This is a genomic window from Mucilaginibacter aquaedulcis, assembly GCF_030409325.1.
Lineage (GTDB): Bacteria > Bacteroidota > Bacteroidia > Sphingobacteriales > Sphingobacteriaceae > Mucilaginibacter > Mucilaginibacter aquaedulcis.
Genome location: NZ_JAUFPR010000002.1, coordinates 1651075 through 1673026 on the forward strand (window position 1 = coordinate 1651075; position 21952 = coordinate 1673026).

Here is a 21952-nt window from a genome sequence, read left to right on the forward strand (position 1 = left end):
CTCAACCTACCTGCCTTTCTTCCCGGATCACCCTTTCTGCCAGGGGAACAAACCGCTTATCCTGCCAGGAGAGCCGGAAGCTTCCCGTTTTCCCATTCCTCACTTTCAGCAGGTCTACCTGCCAGCATAAAAACCCGAGGCCCGGCAAACCATCCGGCCCGCTGCTGGGCAGTGACCGGATCTGCCAGCGCGCCGCGCTGGCCGTAGCACTTAACTGACCGGCGTTCCGAAGTACAAAGCCCGTTACGCCGCTGTGTTCCACCGCCCGCTGAAAACGCTGCGATTGCTTAAAGTCCATTTCCCGCAGCTCGCAAACCACCGCAGTCAGGCCCGGGCACTTCAGCGCTTCTTCCATCACCCACAGCGTATCCTTATCCTGGTGCAGACTGATAAAGATCACCTGGTGCGGCGCTACACCGAAACCGGTAAGCGCAGGCGCGAACAGGCGCCTGGCCCGCCCGATCCAGACGCAGACGCCTTCGGTCCCCATCAGCAGGGACAATACCCCGCTCACAAAGCCCCCCGAAGCCGCCGCCTGTTCCATAGAGGCACAAACCAGTTCATGTACGCAGTTTTTCGGAAAAACGCCATTTGGAAAAACCTGCTCCAGCTCCCCAAGGCCCAACAATGCTGAACGGCCGCCGGCAGGTGGTTTATAACCCTCCCAGGCAAGTAAATCCTGCCGCAATTTGCTGATGACCTGTTGCCGCTTTTCCATATCTTAAAACAACTACAAACATAATACTAAAATTATTAGCAATATATCAAACCTGAAAAATTAATTTTAAACAGACCTACAAAACGCCATAAAATCATTATCAATCAACACATTAAAACAACTCAAAACAAAAAAGAGTAAAAAATCATTTGGAAATCCGCTAATTTTTAATTTTATATTTGCTAATTAAATTAGTAATTAAAAATGTTGCGAATACGTAAACACCGCCAAAAACGGGATGTACTGGGGTTCCGGCTGCCGATGCTAAGCTACGAGGAACCGGAACTGGATATCACCGAGATCATGGTCATCGATCCGGACAACACCTTTTACATGCGTATGGGCAGCGGGGCGATGACCGGCTATCATATTCTGCAGGAGCACATACTGGTCATTGACCGTACGCTTAATCCGGTAAGCGGCAGCATCGTGGTATTTTATCACAACGGCGATTTTTTTGTGCGCGAGTATGTACCCAGGGACGGTCAGCTGCAGCTGAAAGGCGACAGCCCCTCCGACTGCCTGATCATCGGGGCCGGGGAAAACTGGAACTGCTGGGGCGTGGTCACGCTCACCTTAAATCCCGTCCTGCAGCCACAGCACCGTATAGGGAGGTACGCCCGTGTTTGCGCATGTTGATATCAACAACTGCTATGTCAGTTGCGAGCGCCTGTTCAACCCCGCGCTGGAAAACCGTATTGTGGTCGTCCTCAGTAACAATGACGGCTGCGTCATCGCCCGCAGTAACGAAGCCAAAGCCCTCGGTATCAAAATGGCCGATGCCGAGTTTATGGTGAGAAAACTCTTGCAGGAACACCAGGCGGTGATGTTCTCCAGCAATTACCCCCTATATGCGGACATGAGCGCAAGGCTGATGAATAATTTAGCGCGTTACACCTATATGCTGATGGTCTATAGTATTGACGAGGCCTTCCTGGCGCTGGGTAATATAGAGCACCTGGACCTTGAAAAACATGCCGCAAAGATCAGCGAGGAGGTGATGCGCCATACGGGACTGCCGATCACCATAGGGGTAGGCCCGACCATGTCACTGGCCAAGCTTGCCAATAAAGCCGCCAAAAAGCAAAAACGGAATTATCTTGTCCTGGATACCGCAGCAAAGATCGATACGGTCATCCGGGATTTCCCCATTGAAGACGTCTGGGGAGTAGGCCTGCAATATTATCAAAAACTGACAGCTCTCGGTGTCAGAACCGCCCATGATTTCCGCGAGCTTGAACCTGATCTCGTTCGGAAGCATATGACCGTGCAGGGCTGGCGGCTGCACCAGGAACTCTGGGGCAAAGCATGTCATGCGATCAGGGATATAGCCGAACGTTCCAAGGGTATAGAAAGCAGCCAGAGTTTCAGTACCTATCAAACCGGGCTGGAGGCCATGGAAGAGGCCGTTTCCATGCATGCCGCTACCGTAGCGCTGAAGCTGCGCCAGCAGAAGAGCATGGCCCTGCAGCTAACCATCTACCTGCGCACCAATAAGCATAATATCAAACACGATCAGCACTACCCTGTCATCACGGTTAAGATGCCCTTTGCCGCCAATAACACACACCAGTTGACACGTGTTGCCCTGCAGGCCATCCGTGCGATCTGGCAACCAGGCTACAAGTATTTAAAGACCGGGGTCCGGGCTACCGGCATCATCCCCGAAGGCGAGGTACAGTATAACCTTTTCAGCAATTATACGCATAGCCAGGAACAAAAGCTCTCCAGCCTGATGGATGAGATCAATGACCGTTACGGCCGCGGCACCCTGCGGCTGGCCGCCGACAGCTTTGAGCGGTCATGGGCCATGAAACAGGCATACCTGAGCAAACAATATACCACCAGCTGGAAGGATATCGTGACCGCCCTCTGATCAGTCAGCATCCCTCCCCACATCACGCCTAAAGTGCCATCATCTCCTATAATTTTATCGTTTTAAGTAATAAATTATTTTAATTGCTAAATAATTAGTAATTTCATTCGTTTATTCATTAAAATGTTTTTATAAATCATGTGCGGACACGTTGAGATAGGCGAACAAAAAGATATGAAGATCGTTAAGCGAGATGGCAGCGTTTATACCTCCAAAAACACCAGCGGCAATCCGGGCAGTATGCTGCCCGTGGTGACCGATGCCCTACCGGACAAAGTACAGCTGTTCCGCTGGGGTCTGCTGACACTCGATGACGACCGGATCCACAGCAAAAGGAAGCATGCCCGTATTGAATCACTTACCTTCGTAGCCGACTGGAAAGAACTCGTCGGCCGTAAACATTGCGTCGCACGCGTACAAAGCTATTTTGAATATAACGCGGCGCAGAACATCACTTACCGGGTTGAACGGACCGACGGCAAACCCTTTTATATCGCCGGGCTCTGGGATATCTGGTTTGACATCAGAACAGGCCTGCTCCTGCCGAATTTCCTGATGATCACCGTACCGCCCAATACGGCGATCGAAGCGATACATGACCGCATGCCCGCGATCCTGGAGCGTGAAAACATCAGGCACTGGCTTCATGCCCACCTGAGCGGCCCGGAAAGGGTGAGCTTCCTAAAAAAGCATCCCTGCCCTCCGGAAAACTTAAAGATCAGTGTACACAGACAGGGGCAATAATAGATCAGCCGACATATTTATCGAGTATTTTTCGGGTAAAAAATGGACAATTATACCTGAAGTCCTAAAGCCATTTGTAGCCGAAGCACTTCCAATGACATTAAAAGTCCCAATGATTAGGACCATCCTGGAAATAAATTCATATCCTCACTAACTCTCTGCGAACTGCCTCCATAGCCATGCCGACTCGAGTTTCGACATTTAATTTTTGAAATATACTTGCCCGATACCCGTCTATGGTTCTTTCACTCAAAAACATTAGATTAGCAATTTCTTTATAGGTCATATCTGTACAGGCATATTGAAGAAATTTCTTTTCATTTTCAGTGAGCTTCACAACCCCCTCCTCATATTTCATTAAACGTCGCGCATTGCAAACATCTGAATTATGAAAGCCTTTCGTGCTGACGTCATCAAGCGCAGTCTCAAAATCTTTCGGACTAATATCTTTAAGAAGATATGCACAGCAACCTGCTTTGATCATATTGATCACAAATATGTCTTTATCGTTCATGGAGAGAGCGACGAGTTTGATTGAAGGAAAATCTCTATTCATCCATGCGGCTGTCGACTGCCCATCCATTACAGGCATACTCACATCAATCAGCATGATATCCGGTAACTCTGGAATAGCGTATATTTTATCTTTAAGATGCTGACCGTTTGTGGCTTCTATAACAACTTTGTAGTTACGAGAGGAATTTAGCATCAGACTGAGTGACCTGAGAAATAACTGGTGATCATCAACAATACCTACTTTAATTTTCATGACTATTTTCATTAAATGGGATTTTTATCAAAACACAACATCCTCCCTTAGAATTATCCCAAGCAATTTCACCGCCTAATTGCTTGGCTCTGTAGGTCATATTTCTGATGCCTTGTCCCTCCACAAATACTTGTCTGTCTGATCCTGATCCATCATCTTTTATAAGGAGGTTGATAACTGCGCTTATAAATTCAATACTTACCCTGATATTCTTGCAATTGGAATGCTTTATCGCATTTTGCAGCGATTCTTGGATAATCCTAAATAATATGATTTGTCTTTTAGGAGAAAGGGGTAGTTTTTCAGGATGTTCAAACAGTATTAAAATGCTTTTTCCCTTATTTATCCGTTTTATTTCATTTTCTAAATTGCTAATCAGATCAAATTGCTCGAGCCAATCTTCATCCATTGATTTTGTCAATAATCTGAGTTCATTTATCGCCTCTCCCAAATATTGTTCAGCAAGTTTCAAGGCTTCCTCCTTCTCCAAGAGCAATTGCGGTGTCATATTGAAACTTCCATTTTCAACGGCAAGCAGCATTTTAGCACTACTTAATATTTGTCCGATATTATCATGTAGTTCTTTGCTTAATTTGGCCAGCGTTGTTTCTCTGACTTCGATCTGTGATTTCATCAATATTTTTTCGAAATCTTCCTTCATTTTTCTCTTTTCCTCTTTCTCCGTTAGATACTCCTGCTGTTTATTTTTGTAATTTACGACAGCATATAAAATCATAAAAGCCATGATTAGCAGAATTAATGATACGACAACCACTGTCAGATACACTGCTCCCATTTGCAATAAAAAAAACCATTAAGCATTATCGAATAAGATACCAGATTTACCCCAGCGTTGACCGCACTAAATAGCACTCGCCGTTCGGGGGTACTGGGTAAATAGTTATTGATGCCATTAAAAGTTATGGTACCAAGGCAATAAATAAAAAAAGCTACGATAAACCAAAATGTGGAATGTTGATAAACGGTCTTATTTTTATCTACTTCCATTGCCCACAAAGCAAATAAACACCAAACAATTGTTAAGAAGCCTTCAATTACATATATCTCCGAAGGTGGATCTTCCCAATTGTTTTTCATGAGGCTAAATATCAAACAGGCTATCGCAAACACACCGACAGACCAGAACATCATCTTTTGTTTCCACCCTTCTTGTATATCCCAGGCTAACAAAAGTGTTATTAGTCCATATTCGAAAATACAAAATATCAAGTAAATAGCATAGTAATGCATACCCAAGCTCATCAAAATCAACACTATTATTTCCGTCAGACAAGAAAGAAATAGTAGCGTTGCCAAAACCCTTATTTTAATGTTTCGTAAATAGTACAAGCTATTTACGAAACATTCAATCAGGATCAGATAATAACTGTAAACGGCTATATCTTTAAGTTCGCTAGAATTTAGATTCAACATAATTGTAAAATTCACTCATAAAGCTCTTCATATCCTGCCGTACCAAATGTTCTTTCTCTTTCGTTTCCCAAAACGCCAAAAAAGAAGCTAATGATTTTCCTTCATCAGTGATGCCAATTCCCCGGTTAACCTTTTCCTCGGTAACTGGAGGAAGTGTATTTAGCGTATCATAAATTGCTTTTTCATTAAGCCTCACGCTGCCTAACGACTGAGTTAAGTCTCCCATTTTTTCCGCGATATCAAGCATAACTTCCTTCTTTAAAACTTTCCCATTGGCATCAGTCCCCTCTAAACAAAGGCTTGCGTCAACTTTATTGATATTAGGTATAGCAAGGTAAAGGCGGATATATTCACAATTTTCCTGTGAGAGAACCCGAAATACAGAAGCCTTGCTGATTTCAAACCAATAGGCTTGTCGAAGAGGATTAAGTGGGTCGTTCACATCGTTTTGCTTCTTAAACCTGGCAATCATATTTATCGCTGCGCAGGGAGTAACCGGCATGCCATAGTGATTTCCGCTTTTGATGTCAGAAAAAGGTTGTTCACGAGTAATAGAAATCAATTCCTCTTGATTATCAAATCCTTGAACATTCATCTGTAAATTTTGCTTTTCCATAATAGTTAAAGTTTTTTTTAAAGGTTTCTACAATTTGGGAAAATATTTCCACATACACAACGAGTTATTTCCCCTTTTTATACCGTGAAATTTCCCATATAAAAATCAGGAAATCTGAGGCTGAAGAATCGAGTAAAGTCACCTAGCATCCACTGATCCGAATACTGAGATTTGTGATAATAAATATCCTTAAATCACTAAATCTCAAAGGCAATGAAAAAACATGGATTGTTGTTGGTCACAGTTTTCTTTCTGTCACTAGCAGTTTACGCACAGAAAAAAAAAGAAAAGGAAGTCTATAATACAATTGATAATTTGAAAGGAGAACTCACCATCGGCTTAGGAATGGTACTGGATACTCCTTCACAATTATCCTATCAATATTCATTCTATGATTTGTTAAGCTATAACCCAATAATTTCCGCAAATGGCGCGAAAATGTATCCTGTGCTGACATTAAGACGAGGCTTGACATCCTATTACGTAGAAGGAATTTACAGCAAAAACGCCGTAGACTTAAAAGTATGGCAAAAAAACACTTTGCTCAAAACCGTTCGTATTAGTCCGAAGGACGCCGCAGGGGACAGGCCCGGAGAGAAAGATTTATTAGAGGTTTACAAGCAACTTACTTTCGCAATTACCGGCACCTCCCACTCTGACAATGTAAAGTTGAAGAAAACAGATAGTTTCGAGCCGATGGATAATCTGGTGAATAAAGACATAGGCAATATAGGAACATTCATTTATTCATCGGCTATTAATTATATACCAGAAATCGATTTTAAAACCGATATCTATATGATGTACACCGGTCCCTCCGCGCAAACTGAGTATAGTGAATTGAAAGAACTGAAAGGCAGCAAGTTCAAATTCAAAGATATTTCAGAATACATCGAGAAGAATCATCCGGAACTTCCATTGTTGTTCCAGACACCCAAATTTTTCCCGCAGAAAAGTCTCGATCAAGCGCAAATTGTGCAAAGACTTTACGGTGTAAACCATTCCAATCATTTCTTTTTTGATTCCAAGTTTGTTGATGACAAGGCTAAAATTGCATGTCGCAAAATTGCGTTTCCAATGTGGAAAAGATCGGGCACCATCCTAACCTATTTCCAGGCGGGTCAAAACTTTCTGGATGCAGGGTATCCGGACGCCGCCGTCGAATCATTTCATTCAGCGCTGGCGATGTGTGACGCAGCAAACATTTCCCCTAAATTAATCTATTATTTAAAGTCAAGAATATATGATGGTATCGCAAAAGCCCAAAGTAACCTCGGTTATAGTAGTTCAATGAATTATGCGATTTACATGAAAGACTTTACTGATAATTTATCGAAGGCCAACATAATAATTGAAAGAGATGACGCTTTCAAGAAACTCAGCACCGAAGTAAGCACCTACTTCGTTAAAATCGAAAATACCGCCTACACTGCACGGAGTCAAAAACGAGCTGCTTTCTGGAATACGCTGACTAGTGTGGTCATGGCCACCGCTTCTGCAGCTAACGATGGATTGAACGGAGCAAGCACCCTTTCGCCGGAAACCCAGTCGTTACTTAACGTTGCAGGAGATAACGCTGCGATCGTGAGTGATTTCAAAATGAACTCCCTTTCCTCCTCTTCAGAAGCAACGTTGGCGTTTAATAACATATACGGTACGGTTATCAGGCAAATGCAGGAAAATAAAGGTGAATCAGCGGTGGCAGCACCGGTTTTTGCAATTGATTTTGTAAAAAAACTTGGCGATAATGATCTGGCAAAAGAAAAGAAGGATGCATTTTTAGCGTACGCGGAACATGTGCCAATCATAAAAGAATCACTAACGAAATATTTTGCAGCCTCCGGTCAGGAGCAGCAGGCATTGATTAGAGATATCTTTAAAAAGCTCGCCGGCATTGAATTCTCACTTTCCGTAAAAGAAAGTATCGGTGAAAATCCTGATTTAGCGTCTATTTCAAGACTATAAAACTTATAACATGAACAGCTATTCAATTAGCTTGGTACTTCTGATAAGCAGTACAATAAGCTATGGTTACGGCCAAACAGCCACCATTAACAACAAGAGCACGTCCTGCCAGCAGGAGCTTCGGAATTTGAGTGATAAAAAGTCTGCTATTGACGCCGAATACGCGCAGGTTATTGAAGAATTAAAAAAAGGCTTGTTCTGCAGCTTATGCAACCGATCCAAATCTCAGATTGAAAAAGGAGGAGTTGACTTTTATCAGCATATAAAAGATGTAAAAGGACAAGTAGTGGAAGCGCCGCCGGCAGCATATCAACAAGCTCAGAAAGACTACTCATCGAAAACTGCAAGCTTGGAACAGCAGATTGAAAATAAATCAAAAGACTGTTCTGCAATACAAACTATGGAGCAACAATCCTTAAAAACGGAACAGCAGCGACAGATGGAGAAGAGCCAACAGCAGGTGCAGCAACAGAATCAGCATCAACAGGAATTGATGCGCCAGCAAACAGACCAGATAAAACAGCAGCTCGCTGCAAATGCCAAGGAAGAACAGGCAAGGGATGATGCAAACCGTATACTGCAACAACAGAAGTTCAGTCAAAGTGTATCCAGTTATGTTAATTCGCAATCAGACGAAATAGAACAACGTAGGCAAAGTGCTGATGAGATCGGGCAACAAGGTTCGGCCATCTCGCAGAGCATAATTGGGAATACGGTTTCTATGGAAAAAATCAACCCTGCAAATGTTGCAAATCAATCCATATTTAGCGATGGCGGAACTTACGAAGAAGCGGCATCCAGAGAGCTGTTGGGGAATAACCTTACTGAGATTTATTCAGGTACCGTAAAAGATGAACTCGCAGATGCTATCTTAGATGGAAGCAATTTATCTGAAACATTTAAAAAAGGGTACAATGCTGCAAGCTCCTTTTTTGACAACATATCCTCCGTCGGAGACTTAGCTGATGGACGTATTACGGAAACAACAGTAAATTCCTATTTCTCCCTCAATAGCGCAACAAACCCAATTATTCAAAGGATACAAAAAAGCGCCGGTGGGTTAGCAATAAAGCAGGCTGACTCCATTGTCGGATTGACAGACAGAATTGGGGAAGATGATTTCTCCAGTGCAGATATACAAAAAACACTTGATGAAATGAGTCCATCACACTTCCTTAAAACCAATTTCAGGAAAAACGAACCGATAAATATTAGAGATGTAGCAGTCGTTGTCGGAGGCGGTGTAGTACTTTCTACATTAGCTGTTCCAGTATGGATAGGAATAAGTGCAGCTGCCTGGTATGGATTTAATCGTTAAAAATTCAATTATGAAAGCACTCAAATTTATATTGTTAATTTTGGCACTGGCTTTTTTGAATGAAGCCAATGCGCAGAATTCTTTCACAGGAAATGAATATAGGGTTATTAGTTACCCCGGTCCTACAAGCCGGGCAGGCTCTCTGTACGTCAGTCCTTTTGATGAAGTTTTTCTTTCACTCAACGGGGGAATTTATAACCCTAAAAATTCATTCTGGTTTATTCCGCCGTCTAAGGAATATTATTTTACATCTTTTGCGCCGATCCTCAAGGATACTGCTGCCTTTGTTTTTGCCAATACAGAGAAAGAATCGCAGCTGTTTTACATCAAAAATTCATTCAAATCGCCGATTAAACCATATCTTATTCTGAGTCTGCCAAAGGGAGCTTATAACATTGTCAGCAAAAACGATATATGCTATGTATATGGCTGTGCGAACGATACAAGTAAAATAGGAATTTTGATCAGAAATAAAGTCAAATGGTTAATGACGATTGAAGGACTGATCAAACAAGTTCAAGTTGACAACGATGGCAAAATATGCTTTCTCTACAAAAACAGTATATATGAATTAAATGACCGGAAAATTATCCTGAGCGATAAGCAAAAACTTTACGGGTTTGCTTTTGACAAAAACAATCAACTAATTGTAAGTGGAGAAGATGGCTTAGGGATTAAAAAAAATGACACCCTATCTATCATTATTTCAGGTGTAAAAGGTATTGTAAGTTGTGGGCTTAATAATATTTTCATACTTGACCAAACGCACCACAACATTATTGCGTGTAAATATTGATGATTTTAGCGTTTCATGCTGTCGATCAACACCTCTGGCCCGCCAGACATTCTCACCTATAGAGGGTATCGCGCTATCATTCAAAAATTAATAAAGATTCATTTATGCACCACAAAAAATCAATCCTCACATAAAATAATTCCACTTTCCGTACGCATTTATTAGTCGTCAATCAACGTATTATTCAATTACAATAAATAATTAATCATGAAAAATTTCATCAAAGATGCAGTAAGGATTTACTGCGCTATTGCCATGCTTACTGCTTTGTGCTCAATGTCTGGTTGCAATGGAAGCAAGAAAATCGATGATCCCGTACCTGCCACACCTCAGGTTGACTGTACACCGAAAACAAATACCGTTACAGCAAATATCAATGGATTTGACAACAGCCCGACAGCAGCTTTTCCCGGTCTTCCGGTGGCTATTTTTCATATTAGCCAAACAGTAACAACTTATAATGCAATATCGTGCGGTTCGAATTCAGCTTCTAACACGCTGGTGATTCAGAATCCGACCCCTGCAAGAATTACCTTCGGTTTCCAAATCACTGTCTTAAATTCGCTTAATGCTATACAATGGCAATACCAAAATGTAGCCATAATACCTCCCAACTCCATGATAGATTTGGGAGAGGTTAGTAAAAGTCAATATGGATTAACGCTCCCAACCGGTAAGATAATAATTCAAAGTCAAAGAGTACTTTATCAATAAGAAAAGTCGATACATCTAAATTTGGTAGTTATTATAAAAAAGCTTCCTTTTAAACCGGGGAGCTTTTTTATAATTTGCCTTCTTCGATCAATTCGAAAAAGGTTTTTCGCCGCTATCTTTCCGATATGCTTCAATTACTCACCATCGAAGCAACGCAGGAGCATATTCATCTCACGTTGATTAAGAAGTCGAAAAGCATCTTCAGATATGACAGTCTGAGCACCGAGAAGATCGCTTATAAATTAGGCTTTAAATACCCGCAATCATTCAATAAACTTTTAAAGAAAAAAACGAAAACGGCCCCGGCTGGTTTTCGCCGGCAACGTTGTACTGATTGAAAAGTATGCATATCAATACAGGAAGGATCATCAAGGCATATTACCATCAAATTACGGAACATAAACTCAGAAGCGGTCGTGCAAAACATTTACTAATCGGATCAAGTGATTATCAAGCGTAAGCTACTGTTTACCAAGCCGAAGTTATATTTCACAAAACATAATTAACTATTTAATCCGACAAGCTTTTCCACAACAATACCCAGCAGGCCGGAATCAGCAGACTTATTTTCAGCTCCCGGTTGGTTCAGCACGCGGTAGCCCCCTTCCTCATCCGGTTCAAAAATAAATGTTGACTCTCCAATAAGGACAGAAATCCGGTGGGTATATCCCATCCGTTCAAAACGTGCTTTGAATTCATGATCTACCCCCTGATAAAGCACAGTAATAGTAAACGGCCCGTTCATATTAAAATTTTATCATGGACGGGTCTGTGATGATAATTTCCGGTTTCCCTTTGTAATCGGTCACCTCCCCTTCTACCGTGACCGTTTTATTGTTTAACTGATTTCCCAGCACTTTAGCATTACCCTTTAATGCAATGGTCAGCAATTGGTTGGGATAGGCAGCCCCCAGATTCACCAATACCATACTGCCAATATCCTTACTACTGAAGACCTTACCCTGTACACTCACTGTTTTGCCCAAGGCAGTCTTCACATCTTCCAGTCTCACGGCGACTGGACCGTTCTCATGCTGAGGAGCCGCAGCTGGCGCCATCGCCGCAGCCTTTACCTGTTCGTTATTGAATAGTTTATTCAATTCACCAGCTAGGCGTATACCCGCCTGATCAATACGTTTCCTGATCACCGGGATGTATTTCTGGTAATAAGTATCCTCAATTACCTGTCCTGGCTTCGCCTGTGCATATAATTCACTGCTGATCTGGTAACTCTCCCAGATCCATTGCATCGGGCTGTCCGACTGCCACTGCCTGATCTGTGCAGTGGTAGCCAGGTCATACGTTTTGGCAATCTCGGCTTCGCTCAACCCTTCATGATCGATCAGTTTGCTATCCCACAGACTGTGCAGGTTTGTTCCCCTATTGTCGAAACGCAATTGTATGGTATTACCTCCCTTATCTTCCTTACGGCTGATATGCATGGGCTGATGAGCGTCACCCACCAGGTGAATAAGGTATTTCAAAGCATCGTTTTTCTGATCGGGTGTAAGATTGGCATCTTTCAGACTTGCTTCCGTTTTCAGGATCGCACTATAAACGTTATTGTCACTTTCACTGACAAATTTGGCAAACTGTTCACGGGTTAATCCTAAGGGCAGGTTTAGGAAATGCCATGGTGCCGTGGTTCTACTTCGGTTTTCGTCTGCCCAAGTGGCCACATCGGACATACTTTCACCTTTTAAATAAGCGGAAACCACGTAGGCAGTATTACTTGTCAAATGTTTTTGAGCAATACTTGCCACAGCACGATGACCTTTGAACCCCCAGGAAATCAAGGCGACAGAAATGCAAAGCAGGCAGAAAATGAACAGTTTCTTCATATGGCTAATATAATTGGGTTATATTTTAAATTAAAAATTTTGGCAAAACAATTCCTGAACTGGCTACTCATGAAGTGGTTTAATTTTTGACGGTTCCGAGCAGTTGCCATTTTGTTACGCGAAAGATATCATCTTCAGCCACCGCCAGACAGCCTCATTATACATCCGAACAAGCCAATGTTCGCAACATCTATACTAAAATTATTAGCACAAACGAATTAATTTGATTTTTTAGCGTCGCGTAAACACAGGGATAACGCTGACCTCGCAAACCTAGTCCACTAACCGGATCCAAACCCCTGCTATCGTAGTTTGGATCCTGTTATGCCATACCGTGTACCCGTAACTGCAACGATATATCCCACCAGTCAACCGACATGCATCATGTACCTCTAATTGAGGGGCTATCAGTTTTTTCTTCGCGCCGACATCCTCTTATTTACACCCCGCTATAACTGATCAGGGACTGACCGGGTAAGCAGTCTCTTCTTTGGCAGCAGACAACACAAAAAAACTCTGCATATTACCCACGTCGGGTAGTTTGGAAAGTTTAGTCATGAGTAAAACGTTATAGGCATCCATGTCACTGATCGCAATGCGAAGGAGAAAGTCAAAAACACCGGTCATGTGGTAACATTCCAGCACCTCCGGAAATTTAACAACTTCCCGTTGAAAGGCCGACAAGGCTTCCTGAGAGTGCTCTTTCAGGTACACCTGCGTGTAACCGATCAGCCCGCGCCCCACCTTTTTAGCATCCACCAGGGCGACATATCCCTTAATATAACCTTCATCTTCCAGTCGTTTAATGCGCGTATGTACCGGCGTGACGCTTTTGCTCAGGCGATAGCCTATCTCCTTGTGCGTCATCCTGCCATCTTGTTGGAGCAACTCCAGGATCTTCAGATCTGCTTTATCCAGTTGTTTATTTTGCATACCGATCAAAACTTTAAGCCATTTTCGACGCCTTCGAATGTCGGAACCTCATTTCCGGCGAGTAATTTTTCCACCTGTCTGACCATTTGTGCAGAGCCGATAAATATCGGTGAGCGCTGGTGCAGTTCGCTTAACTGCAGCTCCATGATTCGCGTTAATCCGTCCGAGGCCATGCCACCGGCCTGCTCCACGATAAATGCCATGGGGTTACATTCATATAGCAGCCTTAACTTACCTTTGGGCGAGGAAGCAGTTGCCGGATACATGAAGATTCCGCCTTTTAGCAGATTGCGGTGCAGATCAGCCACCATGGAACCGATATACCGTGAATCGAAGGGCCGGTATGTCCGTTCATCCTTTTCCTGGCAGAATTTAATGTACCGCTTCACGCCTCCGGCAAAATGAATGTAATTCCCTTCATTGATGGAATAGATGCGGCCCTCAGCTGGCGTACGGATATCCGGGTGCGACAAACAAAATTCCCCTATCGAGGGATCTAACGTAAAACCGTTAACCCCCTTGCCTGTGGTATAAACCAGCATGGTGGAAGAACCATAAATAATATACCCTGCGGCCACCTGCGCTTCACCCGGCTGCAAAATATCTTCCATCGTTATTGAACCGTCACCAGATAGCCTGCGGTAGATAGAGAAAATCGTTCCGAGCGGGGCATTCACATCAATATTCGAGGACCCGTCTAGCGGATCAATCGCAACGATGTACTGTGCACCGCTGCCGCCGAGGCCAACGACATCTTCCTCTTCCTCAGATGCAATGGCACAACATTCCTCGCCACTTCTAAGTGCCGAAATGAACTGGGCGTTGGCGAATACATCGAGTTTTTGTTGGCTTTCGCCCTGGATATTAACGGCCCCCGAATGACCCAGGATATCCATAAGTCCCGCTTTATTAACTTCCCTGCTGACAATCTTGGCGGCGATCCCAATATCCCGGAGCAACCTCGAAAGCTCGCCCTTGGCAAATGGGAAATCAGCTTGTTTTTCAATGATAAATTGTCCCAAAGTTTTAAACTCAGGCATAGGCTTAGTGTATTAAGTACGTATTTATTACAATAATTGGCGTTGCGAATTTAAGCAGATAAATAATTAATATACAAATAAAAAAGCTAAAAAAAGCCTTATTATTTTTAATAATAAATGAATAACCAATAACACTAAGTGTAAAATACCCACAGAACAAAGTTCATACAACCATGAAGAGATTAATACAAAAAGCTTTTATTTTTGAATTTAGTGTCCAAATCAAGACTGCTTAGTCTGAACAACTAAAAAAAGCGCCTTTTTTAGCTTTGTTTTCTTAATAAGTACCGTCCTATAGTTTGTCAGACTGAATAAGTGAACCTTTGCTTCCATTCAGGCAAACTAAAAACCTGATCAAACCAAAACCAACTTATTAACCAAATGAAACCTGTAAAGATCTTGGTGATCGGTGCCTGCGGACAGATCGGCACTGAACTTACCGCCGCTTTAAGAATCCGTTACGGTGCAGCCAGTGTGATTGCCGCGGACCGTTTTCCAGCCCTCCGGGACGATGCTTCCTACTATCAGCTGAACGTCCTCGACCGCGACATGCTGAATCACTTGATTTGTGCCGAAAAGGTCACCCAGATCTACCTGCTGGCCGCCATATTATCCGCAGTGGGGGAACAAGATATGAAAGCGGCCTGGGAACTGAATATGGGTGGTCTGCTTAATGTGCTGCGGGTAGCCGTACTGCAAGGTGTTGAAAAAGTATTCTGGCCCAGCAGTATAGCCGTATTTGGCCCGGGTGCTCCGAAACACCGGTGCGCTCAACATGACCTGACGGAACCTCAGACCGTTTATGGTATCAGTAAGCGGGCTGGCGAACACTTTTGCAACTATTATTTTGAACAATACGGGCTGGACGTGCGGAGTATTCGCTATCCGGGCTTGATCTCGCATTCCTCCAAACCCGGCGGCGGTACGACTGATTACGCGGTGGAAATTTTTCATCAGGCCATGACGGGAAATTCATATACATGCTACCTGACAGAGGACACCTGCCTCCCGATGATGTACATGCCGGATGCCGTCAGGGCAGCTATAACTTTAATGGAGGCGCCAGCCAACAGGTTGCGCGTACGGACAGCTTATAATATCAGTGCCATGAGTTTTGCTCCATGTGACTTGGCCGAGGCCATTCGGAGACGCGTACCGGGTTTCGGGATCAGCTATGTCCCCGATCGTCGCCAGGCAATTGCCGATACCTGGCCAGCCAGCACCTGCGATGACCTTGCCCGTTCTGACTGGGACTGGCAACCCGAATTTGGACTGGAAACAATGGTAGAGGATATGCTGGATAAGCTATTCCCACAGGTGGCTGAACCGGCTAAAAGTTACGTGCTTGATGACAACTATTTCTTCACCAGGGTAGATGAAGCATGAGAGAAGTGAATATTACGCCCTCGATCACAGATCGCTCGAGCCGGGTACTGGAATACTATCTTCAGGATATCGGCAAGATGAATCTCCTGCAAGCTGATGAAGAAATAACAATTGCCCGGCAGATCAAACTGGGGGATAAAGCCGCACTGGACAGGCTGGTCAAAACCAACCTGCGGTTTGTCGTATCGGTAGCTAAAAAATACCAGCATTACGGCTTACCATTGACGGACCTGATTAGCGAGGGTAACCTCGGCCTGATCACAGCCGCCCAAAAATTCGATGAGACCAAAGGCTTTAAGTTTATTTCTTATGCTGTTTGGTGGATCCGGCAAAGCATTCTGGCCGCACTTACGGAACATGCGCGTATGATCCGGTTACCCATGAATAAGATCCATGAGATCAACAGGGTCGGCAAGGCTGCGCTGGTGGTGGAACAACAAGTGGAATTCCGGCCCTCCGCAGACCAGATCGCCGAATACCTCGGCATTCCTGTGGCCAGGGTAACTGACGTGTTAGCTACACCCACCTGGACCGATTCATTAGACTCCACGTTGGGAGAGGATGAGTTTTCCGCCTATGATAAACTGACCGATGCAGAAGACCGGACTGACTTACAACTGATGACCGAAGACGCGACCCGGGAGGTGGGGCTGCTCCTCTCCTGTCTGGATGAAAAAGAACGGGTCGTGATTAAGATGTCCTTTGGCATAGGCGGTGAAGCCGAGATCATTCCTGCCGAGATCGCCAGGAACATGGGGCTCACTAAAGAGCGGATCCGCCAGATCCGGCTGAGCGCGCTGAGTAAATTACGAAATATGAAGATCAATGATTATGACCGTCAATACAGCTAACCTAAACAGGTGGAAAAACACCGTACATTACCAACTGCCTTCCAGCAAGCTAGTCGAACAATGCCTGCAGCGACAGGAGGGTGAGCTAAATGATACTGGCGCCCTGGTTATCCAAACCGGGCAATTCACCGGGAGAAGTCCTGATGACAAATATATCGTCACAGACACAATAACCCGGAATACGGTTGACTGGAACAAGTTTAACCGGCCAATCTCCGAAGATTCTTTCTTTGCGCTCCGTGATGCTATGTTGGCTTACCTGGATAAGAAAACCGAGGTTTGGATCAGAGATGCATTCGTATGCGCCGAACTGTCTTGTCGTATCAGCCTGAGGGTGGTTAACGAAAACCCTTCATCGAATCATTTCGCGGCAAATATGTTTATTCCTCCCGACCGGCAGGAGCTGGAGGCTTTCACACCCGAATGGCTGATCGTACAGGCGCCCGGGTTCCGGGCCCAACCTGGTGTGCATGGCACACAGCGGCAAAATTTCACCATCATATCCTTTCAGCACAAAACTGTCCTGATTGGGGGTTCAGGTTATACCGGCGAGCTCAAAAAAAGCGTTTTCACCGTGCTGAATTTCCTGCTTCCGCTTGAAAAGAATGTACTGAGCATGCATTGCAGTGCCAATATCGGCCGTACCGGAGACACCGCCCTGTTTTTTGGGTTGAGCGGTACCGGGAAAACAACGCTCAGCGCCGATCCCGAAAGGGCACTCATCGGTGATGATGAACATGGCTGGAACGACGAGGGGATCTTTAATTTTGAGGGCGGTTGTTACGCCAAGGTCATCGACCTTTCGGAAACAGGAGAGCCGGACATCTATAGGGCCGTTCGTCCCGGCGCACTCGTGGAAAACACGACCTTTTTTCCGGGCAGTACTACAATCGATTTCACCAGCAGGGCCATAACCGAAAATACAAGGGTAAGTTATCCACTAAGCTTCATTACTAACACGATACAAAATACTCAGACGGGTCCTCCAAAAAATATCTTTTTCCTTACCTGTGATGCCTATGGTGTTCTGCCTCCGGTGAGTAAACTCACAGCAGAGCAGGCCATGTATTATTTTCTATGCGGCTATACCGCCCGTGTCGCCGGAACAGAAAACGGTATCCGGGAGCCTCAAATTACCTTCAGCGCCTGCTTTGGTGCGCCGTTCCTTCCGCTGGCCTCGGACTATTATGCCGATCTGTTTCGAAAAAAGATCGATCTTCACGGATCAAGGGTCTGGATGATCAATACCGGCTGGACCGGAGGGCCTTACGGAACGGGAGAACGGATCAAACTGGCATACACCCGCGCCATTGTTCGCGCTATATTAGACAATGAACTCGAAATGACTGCGTTTAAACGACACGAAGTTTTCGGTTTGTTTATACCTGATAGCTGCACTGGTGTACCTACTGAAATGTTAAATCCGGAAGATGCCTGGACCAATAGGTCTGCTTATAAAACCGCGGCGATGCAGCTCCTTGATAAGTTCACGACAAATATTTCTTATGAAAAACGGGTTTCGATCAACGAGTAATTGTGATCTGTAAGCAAGCCATCCGGAGGAAGTGCGATCAGGTACATAAAATCTAATTCCAGGTCATGGTCTATAGCCATGACCTGTATGATCTCGTGCCCTGAGCTATTGTCATTGGTCAATCAGGTGATTGATCAACCTGGTAAACCTTTTCCCGGGATTTTTCAGGAAGAACGACAGGAAAATAATTCTACGGTTGCTCTAAATCTGCTTCCGGTTACCAAGAAAGGGCGTGCTCTGCAGGCTGAAAAATTGAGTATGTCAGACAAGAGACAGCTAAACCCAAAGCAAAAAATTAATAAGCATCTGACATTTGCCTGCTTGCAAATACGGTTGAAGAAATTGTAAATTCGGCCACCTTTTTCACAATTATGGCAAACCCACCCTTTATCACCAAATTCCGGGCGTTTCAATTAGATTCCGCCGGTTCTCTTTTTTCGTTTTTTAAAAAAAATACTTATACACTGATTGAAGCCCGGTTACCCAAAGGAGGCATTGAGGTTTTAGAACAAGATTTAAAATACAACGGCAAAAGCACGATTGATGTTTTACATATTACCAGCTGGGATTCCGACCACTGTTCATTTGATGACCTCAGTCAAATTCTTAATAAATTACGGCCGGAAAAGATAGAAATACCTGATTACGAGCCATCGAGCGATACCGGCGAATTGTGCCGCAACATCCTGCTGAAATATGATAACATACATGATAAATATGTTCATAATGTACAAGTGATCTCCAAAGAATACATCCGTTCACTGGCTAACGCACCAGCAGGCGGTGCAGGTAACGTGGTGATCGAATCCAGTTATAGATCGGATTGCAAGAATGACATGTCATTGATCAAACTGTTCCGTTCCGTTGGATTCAACGTTTTAAGCCTTGGCGACTGTGAATCGCCGGATATCGCGAAAAAACTATTGACCTATCCCCTACTTACATCAGAAGTTGACGTATTGATATTACCCCATCACGGCGCCCATAATGGTTTTATCTTTGACGAGTTTCTAGCGAAATTGAATCCTAAGGTGGCGGTGTGTTCGTCAAATTATGGCAACCAATATGATCATCCACGACAGGAAATACGAGATATGCTTTATGAAGCCAATATTCCGATCTATACAACTAAGACCGGCGACATCATTATAACGCAAAGAGAAGATGAATCTGCAGCTTCCATTTTTAACCTTAATCAGGATAACAACGGCGTAAGTTCACAGAGCTCGTTCATACCAAAGCGTTACCAACAGAACAACTAAGAAAATCTTAACTTATAATGCGATGAATATAGCGCTTACATTTTCAGGCGGAGGTTTTCGTGCCGCTGCATTTAGCCTCGGTTCGATCAGTCTATTGAACAGCATTATTATGGAGGATGGCACGTTGTTGGACCAGGTGACCGTCCTTTCGACGGTATCAGGGGGAACAATAACGGGTGCACGCTATGCCCTGGGCAAAAAACGCGATGAGTCCTTTGCGATGATTTACCAAAGCCTGTACCAATTTTTGTCAAAGCCCCAAATTGTTCCACAGGCACTGGAAACACTCGCTAATTCCAATGGATGGAATGATAAAAGAGTTAGAAATTTAGTTACTGCATTCTCCGATATTTACGACAGAGAGCTTTTTGCGGGGGCAAAATTCGGTGATTTGATGACAGATCCGGTAGGAAAAGGATTGCGTCACACATCCTTCAACTCAACTGAATTTGCAACAGCCCTCCAATTTCGGTTTCAATGGTCTGAAAAGATCCTTCATCCCGGGCCTAATGAGTCAGAACGTGGTATTATTGGCAATAATAATTTCAGGGTAAATGCATCTTTCGCCAAAAATATCAGGTTAGCTGATATTTTGGCTGCCTCCTCCTGTTTTCCGGGTGGCTTTGAACCGATAAATTTTCCTGATGATTTTGTCCTTATTGGAAATGAAGGGTCTGAAAGTTTATCTCCTGGTAAATACCCTGTCGGGTTAATGGATGGGGGAATTGTTGATAATCAGGGAATTGAACCTATCTTGCTTGCGGAGGCAAGGATGAAACGAAACCGAGGCGACTTACCCGGTGAGGCCAAACCTAACGTAATCGATTTGGTGATGGTTTGTGAAGTAGCAAGTCCGGATATGGACGGCTACAGGTCGACACAACAAACATCCAGTTCCTGGTGGAGGGCGCTGACACCAAAAACAATTGCGATTGTTAATAGCATCTTATTGTTGCTAAGCCTTGGAGGAGGCTTTTGGAGCTATATAGCGAACTCAAAAATAACACTCATCCTCTCAACTGTAATCTTTACAATTAACCTAATCGTAGGTTGGTCGTTTAATTTGATCAATACATTGGCCAAAAACTCCGGAATACCAGCCGAGTTCCTTAAACCGCTTGGAAAATTATTGAAATTGAAGTTGTTTATTTATGAAAATCTGATAACCAACCGCTTCAATTCCGTTTTAATGCTAACCATGAGTGTATTTCTTAAACATGTGCGCCGATTAAATTATAACGTACTTTATAAAGACGTTACCTGGAAAAACCGCCGGATTATGAATGCCATCTACGAATTAAAATCGGATGAATCACAATTGAAAAAAAAAATAACTACCGGACTGCTCCCCCGCAGCTTATCGCCTTCAAAATTAATTGAGGCTAACTCGGACTTAGCTGCCAGCATGGGAACGACTCTTTGGTTTACTAAAACTGAATTGGAGGAAACCAAAATGCTTGAAAGTATAATTGCTTGCGGGCAATATAACACATGCTGGAACCTCCTGGAGTATATTCATCTTTTAAAATTAAACAATGAGAACACCAATGCAGAGCATGAGAAACTAATTGCTTGTGAAAACCAGCTAAATGAATTATGGGCAAAATTTCAGACTAACCCTAAATGGTTGTTAAACAAATTTGATTAAATCTTTGCTGCCTAATCGTTTGTCCGTTGAACCGGATAATATGACGGTCATTGTTGAATCGAGAAGCTGGTTAAGGAAAGTTAGTCATCCAATTTGATAATCAACCTGATACCGTTAACATTCATAATCATCGAATATTCTTCAGGACATGACAAAGACGTCAAAAAAGCCGATGGTAGGTTATTGAAGCTTTGATCAAGTAAACTTCTCAATTTACGTGTGGTATTGGAGGATAATGACGAGATGTTATTGAAGGATAGAGCCTGACTTCAATATCAAAACATTAGCCTGATTCCAGGTCACACTATACCATCTAATGAGTTTTTAATATGTAGTAAAAATCAAGAACAAGATTTTCTTTTAATATAAAATAACAGATATTAAATAAAAGAAAACTAATACATTCCGTTTAATCCTACCCAACATCTATAACACACTATTAATAAACTATTTAAAAACATAAAACTTATTATTCGAAATGGCATAAAAAGACTACACCAGCAACTT

General features: G+C 43.6%; 22 protein-coding genes. 12 read left to right on the forward strand and 10 right to left on the reverse strand.

Annotated elements, in window-relative coordinates:
• Nucleotide 1: 1 nt before the first annotated feature.
• Entirely contained in the window at nucleotides 2-718 is a 717-nt protein-coding gene (locus tag QWZ01_RS11165) for an ImuA family protein (RefSeq protein ID WP_290323403.1), read from the reverse strand.
• 204 nt (nucleotides 719-922) lie between these two features.
• On the opposite strand from QWZ01_RS11165, the gene QWZ01_RS11170 reads away from it, so the two are divergent.
• The 3 genes from QWZ01_RS11170 (at nucleotide 923) to QWZ01_RS11180 (ending at nucleotide 3338) form a co-directional block, all read left to right on the forward strand.
• Nucleotides 923-1357: a LexA family protein gene (locus QWZ01_RS11170; protein ID WP_290323404.1), complete on the forward strand. Its 435-nt coding sequence runs from the start codon at nucleotides 923-925 to the stop codon at nucleotides 1355-1357.
• Complete coding sequence (locus tag QWZ01_RS11175) at nucleotides 1341-2594, forward strand: Y-family DNA polymerase (protein ID WP_290323405.1); 1254 nt, start codon at nucleotides 1341-1343, stop codon at nucleotides 2592-2594. The genes QWZ01_RS11170 and QWZ01_RS11175 overlap by 17 nt, the downstream gene beginning before the upstream one ends.
• A gap of 138 nt (nucleotides 2595-2732) precedes the next feature.
• Complete coding sequence (locus tag QWZ01_RS11180; protein WP_353959397.1) at nucleotides 2733-3338, forward strand: SOS response-associated peptidase family protein; 606 nt, start codon at nucleotides 2733-2735, stop codon at nucleotides 3336-3338.
• A 139-nt stretch (nucleotides 3339-3477) separates the two neighbouring features.
• Here the strand turns inward: QWZ01_RS11180 and QWZ01_RS11185 are convergent, their stop codons facing one another.
• From QWZ01_RS11185 to QWZ01_RS11200, 4 genes are all read right to left on the reverse strand, one after another.
• Nucleotides 3478-4107, reverse strand: a complete 630-nt coding sequence (locus tag QWZ01_RS11185; protein ID WP_290323407.1) for a response regulator transcription factor — start codon at nucleotides 4105-4107, stop codon at nucleotides 3478-3480.
• Entirely contained in the window at nucleotides 4097-4852 is a 756-nt protein-coding gene (locus tag QWZ01_RS11190) for a sensor histidine kinase (RefSeq protein ID WP_290323409.1), read from the reverse strand. Before QWZ01_RS11190 ends, QWZ01_RS11185 begins: the two co-directional genes overlap by 11 nt.
• Before the next feature lie 32 nt (nucleotides 4853-4884).
• A complete protein-coding gene (locus QWZ01_RS11195) occupies nucleotides 4885-5424 on the reverse strand; it encodes a hypothetical protein (RefSeq protein ID WP_290323410.1) in 540 nt (179 codons plus the stop codon).
• A gap of 97 nt (nucleotides 5425-5521) precedes the next feature.
• Complete coding sequence (locus QWZ01_RS11200; RefSeq protein WP_290323411.1) at nucleotides 5522-6157, reverse strand: hypothetical protein; 636 nt, start codon at nucleotides 6155-6157, stop codon at nucleotides 5522-5524.
• Between the two features lie 213 nt (nucleotides 6158-6370).
• Here QWZ01_RS11200 and QWZ01_RS11205 point away from each other — a divergent pair, with 213 nt between their 5' ends.
• From QWZ01_RS11205 to QWZ01_RS11220, 4 genes are all read left to right on the forward strand, one after another.
• The gene (locus tag QWZ01_RS11205; protein WP_290323412.1) at nucleotides 6371-8122 is read left to right on the forward strand and encodes a hypothetical protein; all 1752 of its coding nucleotides are present in this window, start codon (nucleotides 6371-6373) and stop codon (nucleotides 8120-8122) included.
• A gap of 10 nt (nucleotides 8123-8132) precedes the next feature.
• Nucleotides 8133-9440, forward strand: coding sequence for a hypothetical protein (locus QWZ01_RS11210; protein ID WP_290323413.1), 1308 nt, complete (start codon nucleotides 8133-8135; stop codon nucleotides 9438-9440).
• Between the two features lie 10 nt (nucleotides 9441-9450).
• Nucleotides 9451-10236 (forward strand): hypothetical protein, encoded by a 786-nt coding sequence (locus tag QWZ01_RS11215; protein WP_290323414.1) that lies wholly within the window; start codon nucleotides 9451-9453, stop codon nucleotides 10234-10236.
• A 207-nt stretch (nucleotides 10237-10443) separates the two neighbouring features.
• Nucleotides 10444-10950 carry a hypothetical protein gene (locus tag QWZ01_RS11220; protein WP_290323415.1) on the forward strand — a complete coding sequence of 169 codons (507 nt, stop codon included), beginning with the start codon at nucleotides 10444-10446 and terminating at the stop codon, nucleotides 10948-10950.
• A gap of 502 nt (nucleotides 10951-11452) precedes the next feature.
• Here the strand turns inward: QWZ01_RS11220 and QWZ01_RS11225 are convergent.
• The 4 genes from QWZ01_RS11225 to fbp form a co-directional block, all read right to left on the reverse strand.
• Entirely contained in the window at nucleotides 11453-11695 is a 243-nt protein-coding gene (locus QWZ01_RS11225) for a hypothetical protein (protein ID WP_290323416.1), read from the reverse strand.
• A gap of 1 nt (nucleotide 11696) precedes the next feature.
• Complete coding sequence (locus QWZ01_RS11230; protein ID WP_290323417.1) at nucleotides 11697-12791, reverse strand: S1/P1 nuclease; 1095 nt, start codon at nucleotides 12789-12791, stop codon at nucleotides 11697-11699.
• A gap of 459 nt (nucleotides 12792-13250) precedes the next feature.
• Nucleotides 13251-13724 carry an Lrp/AsnC family transcriptional regulator gene (locus QWZ01_RS11235; protein WP_290323418.1) on the reverse strand — a complete coding sequence of 158 codons (474 nt, stop codon included), beginning with the start codon at nucleotides 13722-13724 and terminating at the stop codon, nucleotides 13251-13253.
• 5 nt (nucleotides 13725-13729) lie between these two features.
• Nucleotides 13730-14764, reverse strand: a complete 1035-nt coding sequence (gene fbp / locus QWZ01_RS11240) for a class 1 fructose-bisphosphatase (protein WP_290323420.1) — start codon at nucleotides 14762-14764, stop codon at nucleotides 13730-13732.
• 381 nt (nucleotides 14765-15145) lie between these two features.
• On the opposite strand from fbp, the gene QWZ01_RS11245 reads away from it, so the two are divergent.
• The 3 genes from QWZ01_RS11245 to pckA are packed head-to-tail and all read left to right on the forward strand — an operon-like array spanning nucleotide 15146 to nucleotide 18535.
• Nucleotides 15146-16150: an NAD-dependent epimerase/dehydratase family protein gene (locus QWZ01_RS11245; RefSeq protein ID WP_290323421.1), complete on the forward strand. Its 1005-nt coding sequence runs from the start codon at nucleotides 15146-15148 to the stop codon at nucleotides 16148-16150.
• Nucleotides 16147-17001, forward strand: coding sequence for a sigma-70 family RNA polymerase sigma factor (locus QWZ01_RS11250; RefSeq protein ID WP_290323422.1), 855 nt, complete (start codon nucleotides 16147-16149; stop codon nucleotides 16999-17001). The genes QWZ01_RS11245 and QWZ01_RS11250 overlap by 4 nt, the downstream gene beginning before the upstream one ends.
• Complete coding sequence (gene pckA, locus QWZ01_RS11255; protein ID WP_290323423.1) at nucleotides 16982-18535, forward strand: phosphoenolpyruvate carboxykinase (ATP); 1554 nt, start codon at nucleotides 16982-16984, stop codon at nucleotides 18533-18535. Before QWZ01_RS11250 ends, pckA begins: the two co-directional genes overlap by 20 nt.
• Here pckA and QWZ01_RS11260 read toward each other — a convergent pair.
• Nucleotides 18505-18657: a hypothetical protein gene (locus QWZ01_RS11260; RefSeq protein ID WP_290323424.1), complete on the reverse strand. Its 153-nt coding sequence runs from the start codon at nucleotides 18655-18657 to the stop codon at nucleotides 18505-18507. The genes pckA and QWZ01_RS11260 overlap by 31 nt on opposite strands.
• A 249-nt stretch (nucleotides 18658-18906) precedes the next feature.
• Between QWZ01_RS11260 and QWZ01_RS11265 the strand changes: the two genes are divergently transcribed.
• Together QWZ01_RS11265 and QWZ01_RS11270 are read left to right on the forward strand one after the other, a co-directional pair.
• Nucleotides 18907-19797, forward strand: a complete 891-nt coding sequence (locus tag QWZ01_RS11265; protein ID WP_290323425.1) for a ComEC/Rec2 family competence protein — start codon at nucleotides 18907-18909, stop codon at nucleotides 19795-19797.
• A gap of 22 nt (nucleotides 19798-19819) precedes the next feature.
• Nucleotides 19820-21445, forward strand: a complete 1626-nt coding sequence (locus tag QWZ01_RS11270; RefSeq protein WP_290323426.1) for a patatin-like phospholipase family protein — start codon at nucleotides 19820-19822, stop codon at nucleotides 21443-21445.
• Nucleotides 21446-21952 lie beyond the last annotated feature (507 nt).

Bases quoted from the DNA above. Each gene is read 5' to 3' on its own strand.
- QWZ01_RS11200 (WP_290323411.1), bottom strand. From the start codon at position 6,157: ATGGAAAAGCAAAATTTACAGATGAATGTTCAAGGATTTGATAATCAA.
- QWZ01_RS11220 (WP_290323415.1), top strand. From the start codon at position 10,444: ATGAAAAATTTCATCAAAGATGCAGTAAGGATTTACTGCGCTATTGCC.
- QWZ01_RS11205 (WP_290323412.1), top strand. From the start codon at position 6,371: ATGAAAAAACATGGATTGTTGTTGGTCACAGTTTTCTTTCTGTCACTA.
- pckA (WP_290323423.1), top strand. From the start codon at position 16,982: ATGACCGTCAATACAGCTAACCTAAACAGGTGGAAAAACACCGTACAT.
- QWZ01_RS11190 (WP_290323409.1), bottom strand. From the start codon at position 4,852: ATGGCTTTTATGATTTTATATGCTGTCGTAAATTACAAAAATAAACAG.
- QWZ01_RS11215 (WP_290323414.1), top strand. From the start codon at position 9,451: ATGAAAGCACTCAAATTTATATTGTTAATTTTGGCACTGGCTTTTTTG.
- QWZ01_RS11170 (WP_290323404.1), top strand. From the start codon at position 923: ATGTTGCGAATACGTAAACACCGCCAAAAACGGGATGTACTGGGGTTC.
- QWZ01_RS11225 (WP_290323416.1), bottom strand. From the start codon at position 11,695: ATGAACGGGCCGTTTACTATTACTGTGCTTTATCAGGGGGTAGATCAT.
- QWZ01_RS11180 (WP_353959397.1), top strand. From the start codon at position 2,733: ATGTGCGGACACGTTGAGATAGGCGAACAAAAAGATATGAAGATCGTT.
- QWZ01_RS11230 (WP_290323417.1), bottom strand. From the start codon at position 12,791: ATGAAGAAACTGTTCATTTTCTGCCTGCTTTGCATTTCTGTCGCCTTG.
- QWZ01_RS11185 (WP_290323407.1), bottom strand. From the start codon at position 4,107: ATGAAAATTAAAGTAGGTATTGTTGATGATCACCAGTTATTTCTCAGG.
- QWZ01_RS11265 (WP_290323425.1), top strand. From the start codon at position 18,907: ATGGCAAACCCACCCTTTATCACCAAATTCCGGGCGTTTCAATTAGAT.
- QWZ01_RS11270 (WP_290323426.1), top strand. From the start codon at position 19,820: ATGAATATAGCGCTTACATTTTCAGGCGGAGGTTTTCGTGCCGCTGCA.
- QWZ01_RS11250 (WP_290323422.1), top strand. From the start codon at position 16,147: ATGAGAGAAGTGAATATTACGCCCTCGATCACAGATCGCTCGAGCCGG.
- QWZ01_RS11165 (WP_290323403.1), bottom strand. From the start codon at position 718: ATGGAAAAGCGGCAACAGGTCATCAGCAAATTGCGGCAGGATTTACTT.
- QWZ01_RS11210 (WP_290323413.1), top strand. From the start codon at position 8,133: ATGAACAGCTATTCAATTAGCTTGGTACTTCTGATAAGCAGTACAATA.
- QWZ01_RS11235 (WP_290323418.1), bottom strand. From the start codon at position 13,724: ATGCAAAATAAACAACTGGATAAAGCAGATCTGAAGATCCTGGAGTTG.
- fbp (WP_290323420.1), bottom strand. From the start codon at position 14,764: ATGCCTGAGTTTAAAACTTTGGGACAATTTATCATTGAAAAACAAGCT.
- QWZ01_RS11245 (WP_290323421.1), top strand. From the start codon at position 15,146: ATGAAACCTGTAAAGATCTTGGTGATCGGTGCCTGCGGACAGATCGGC.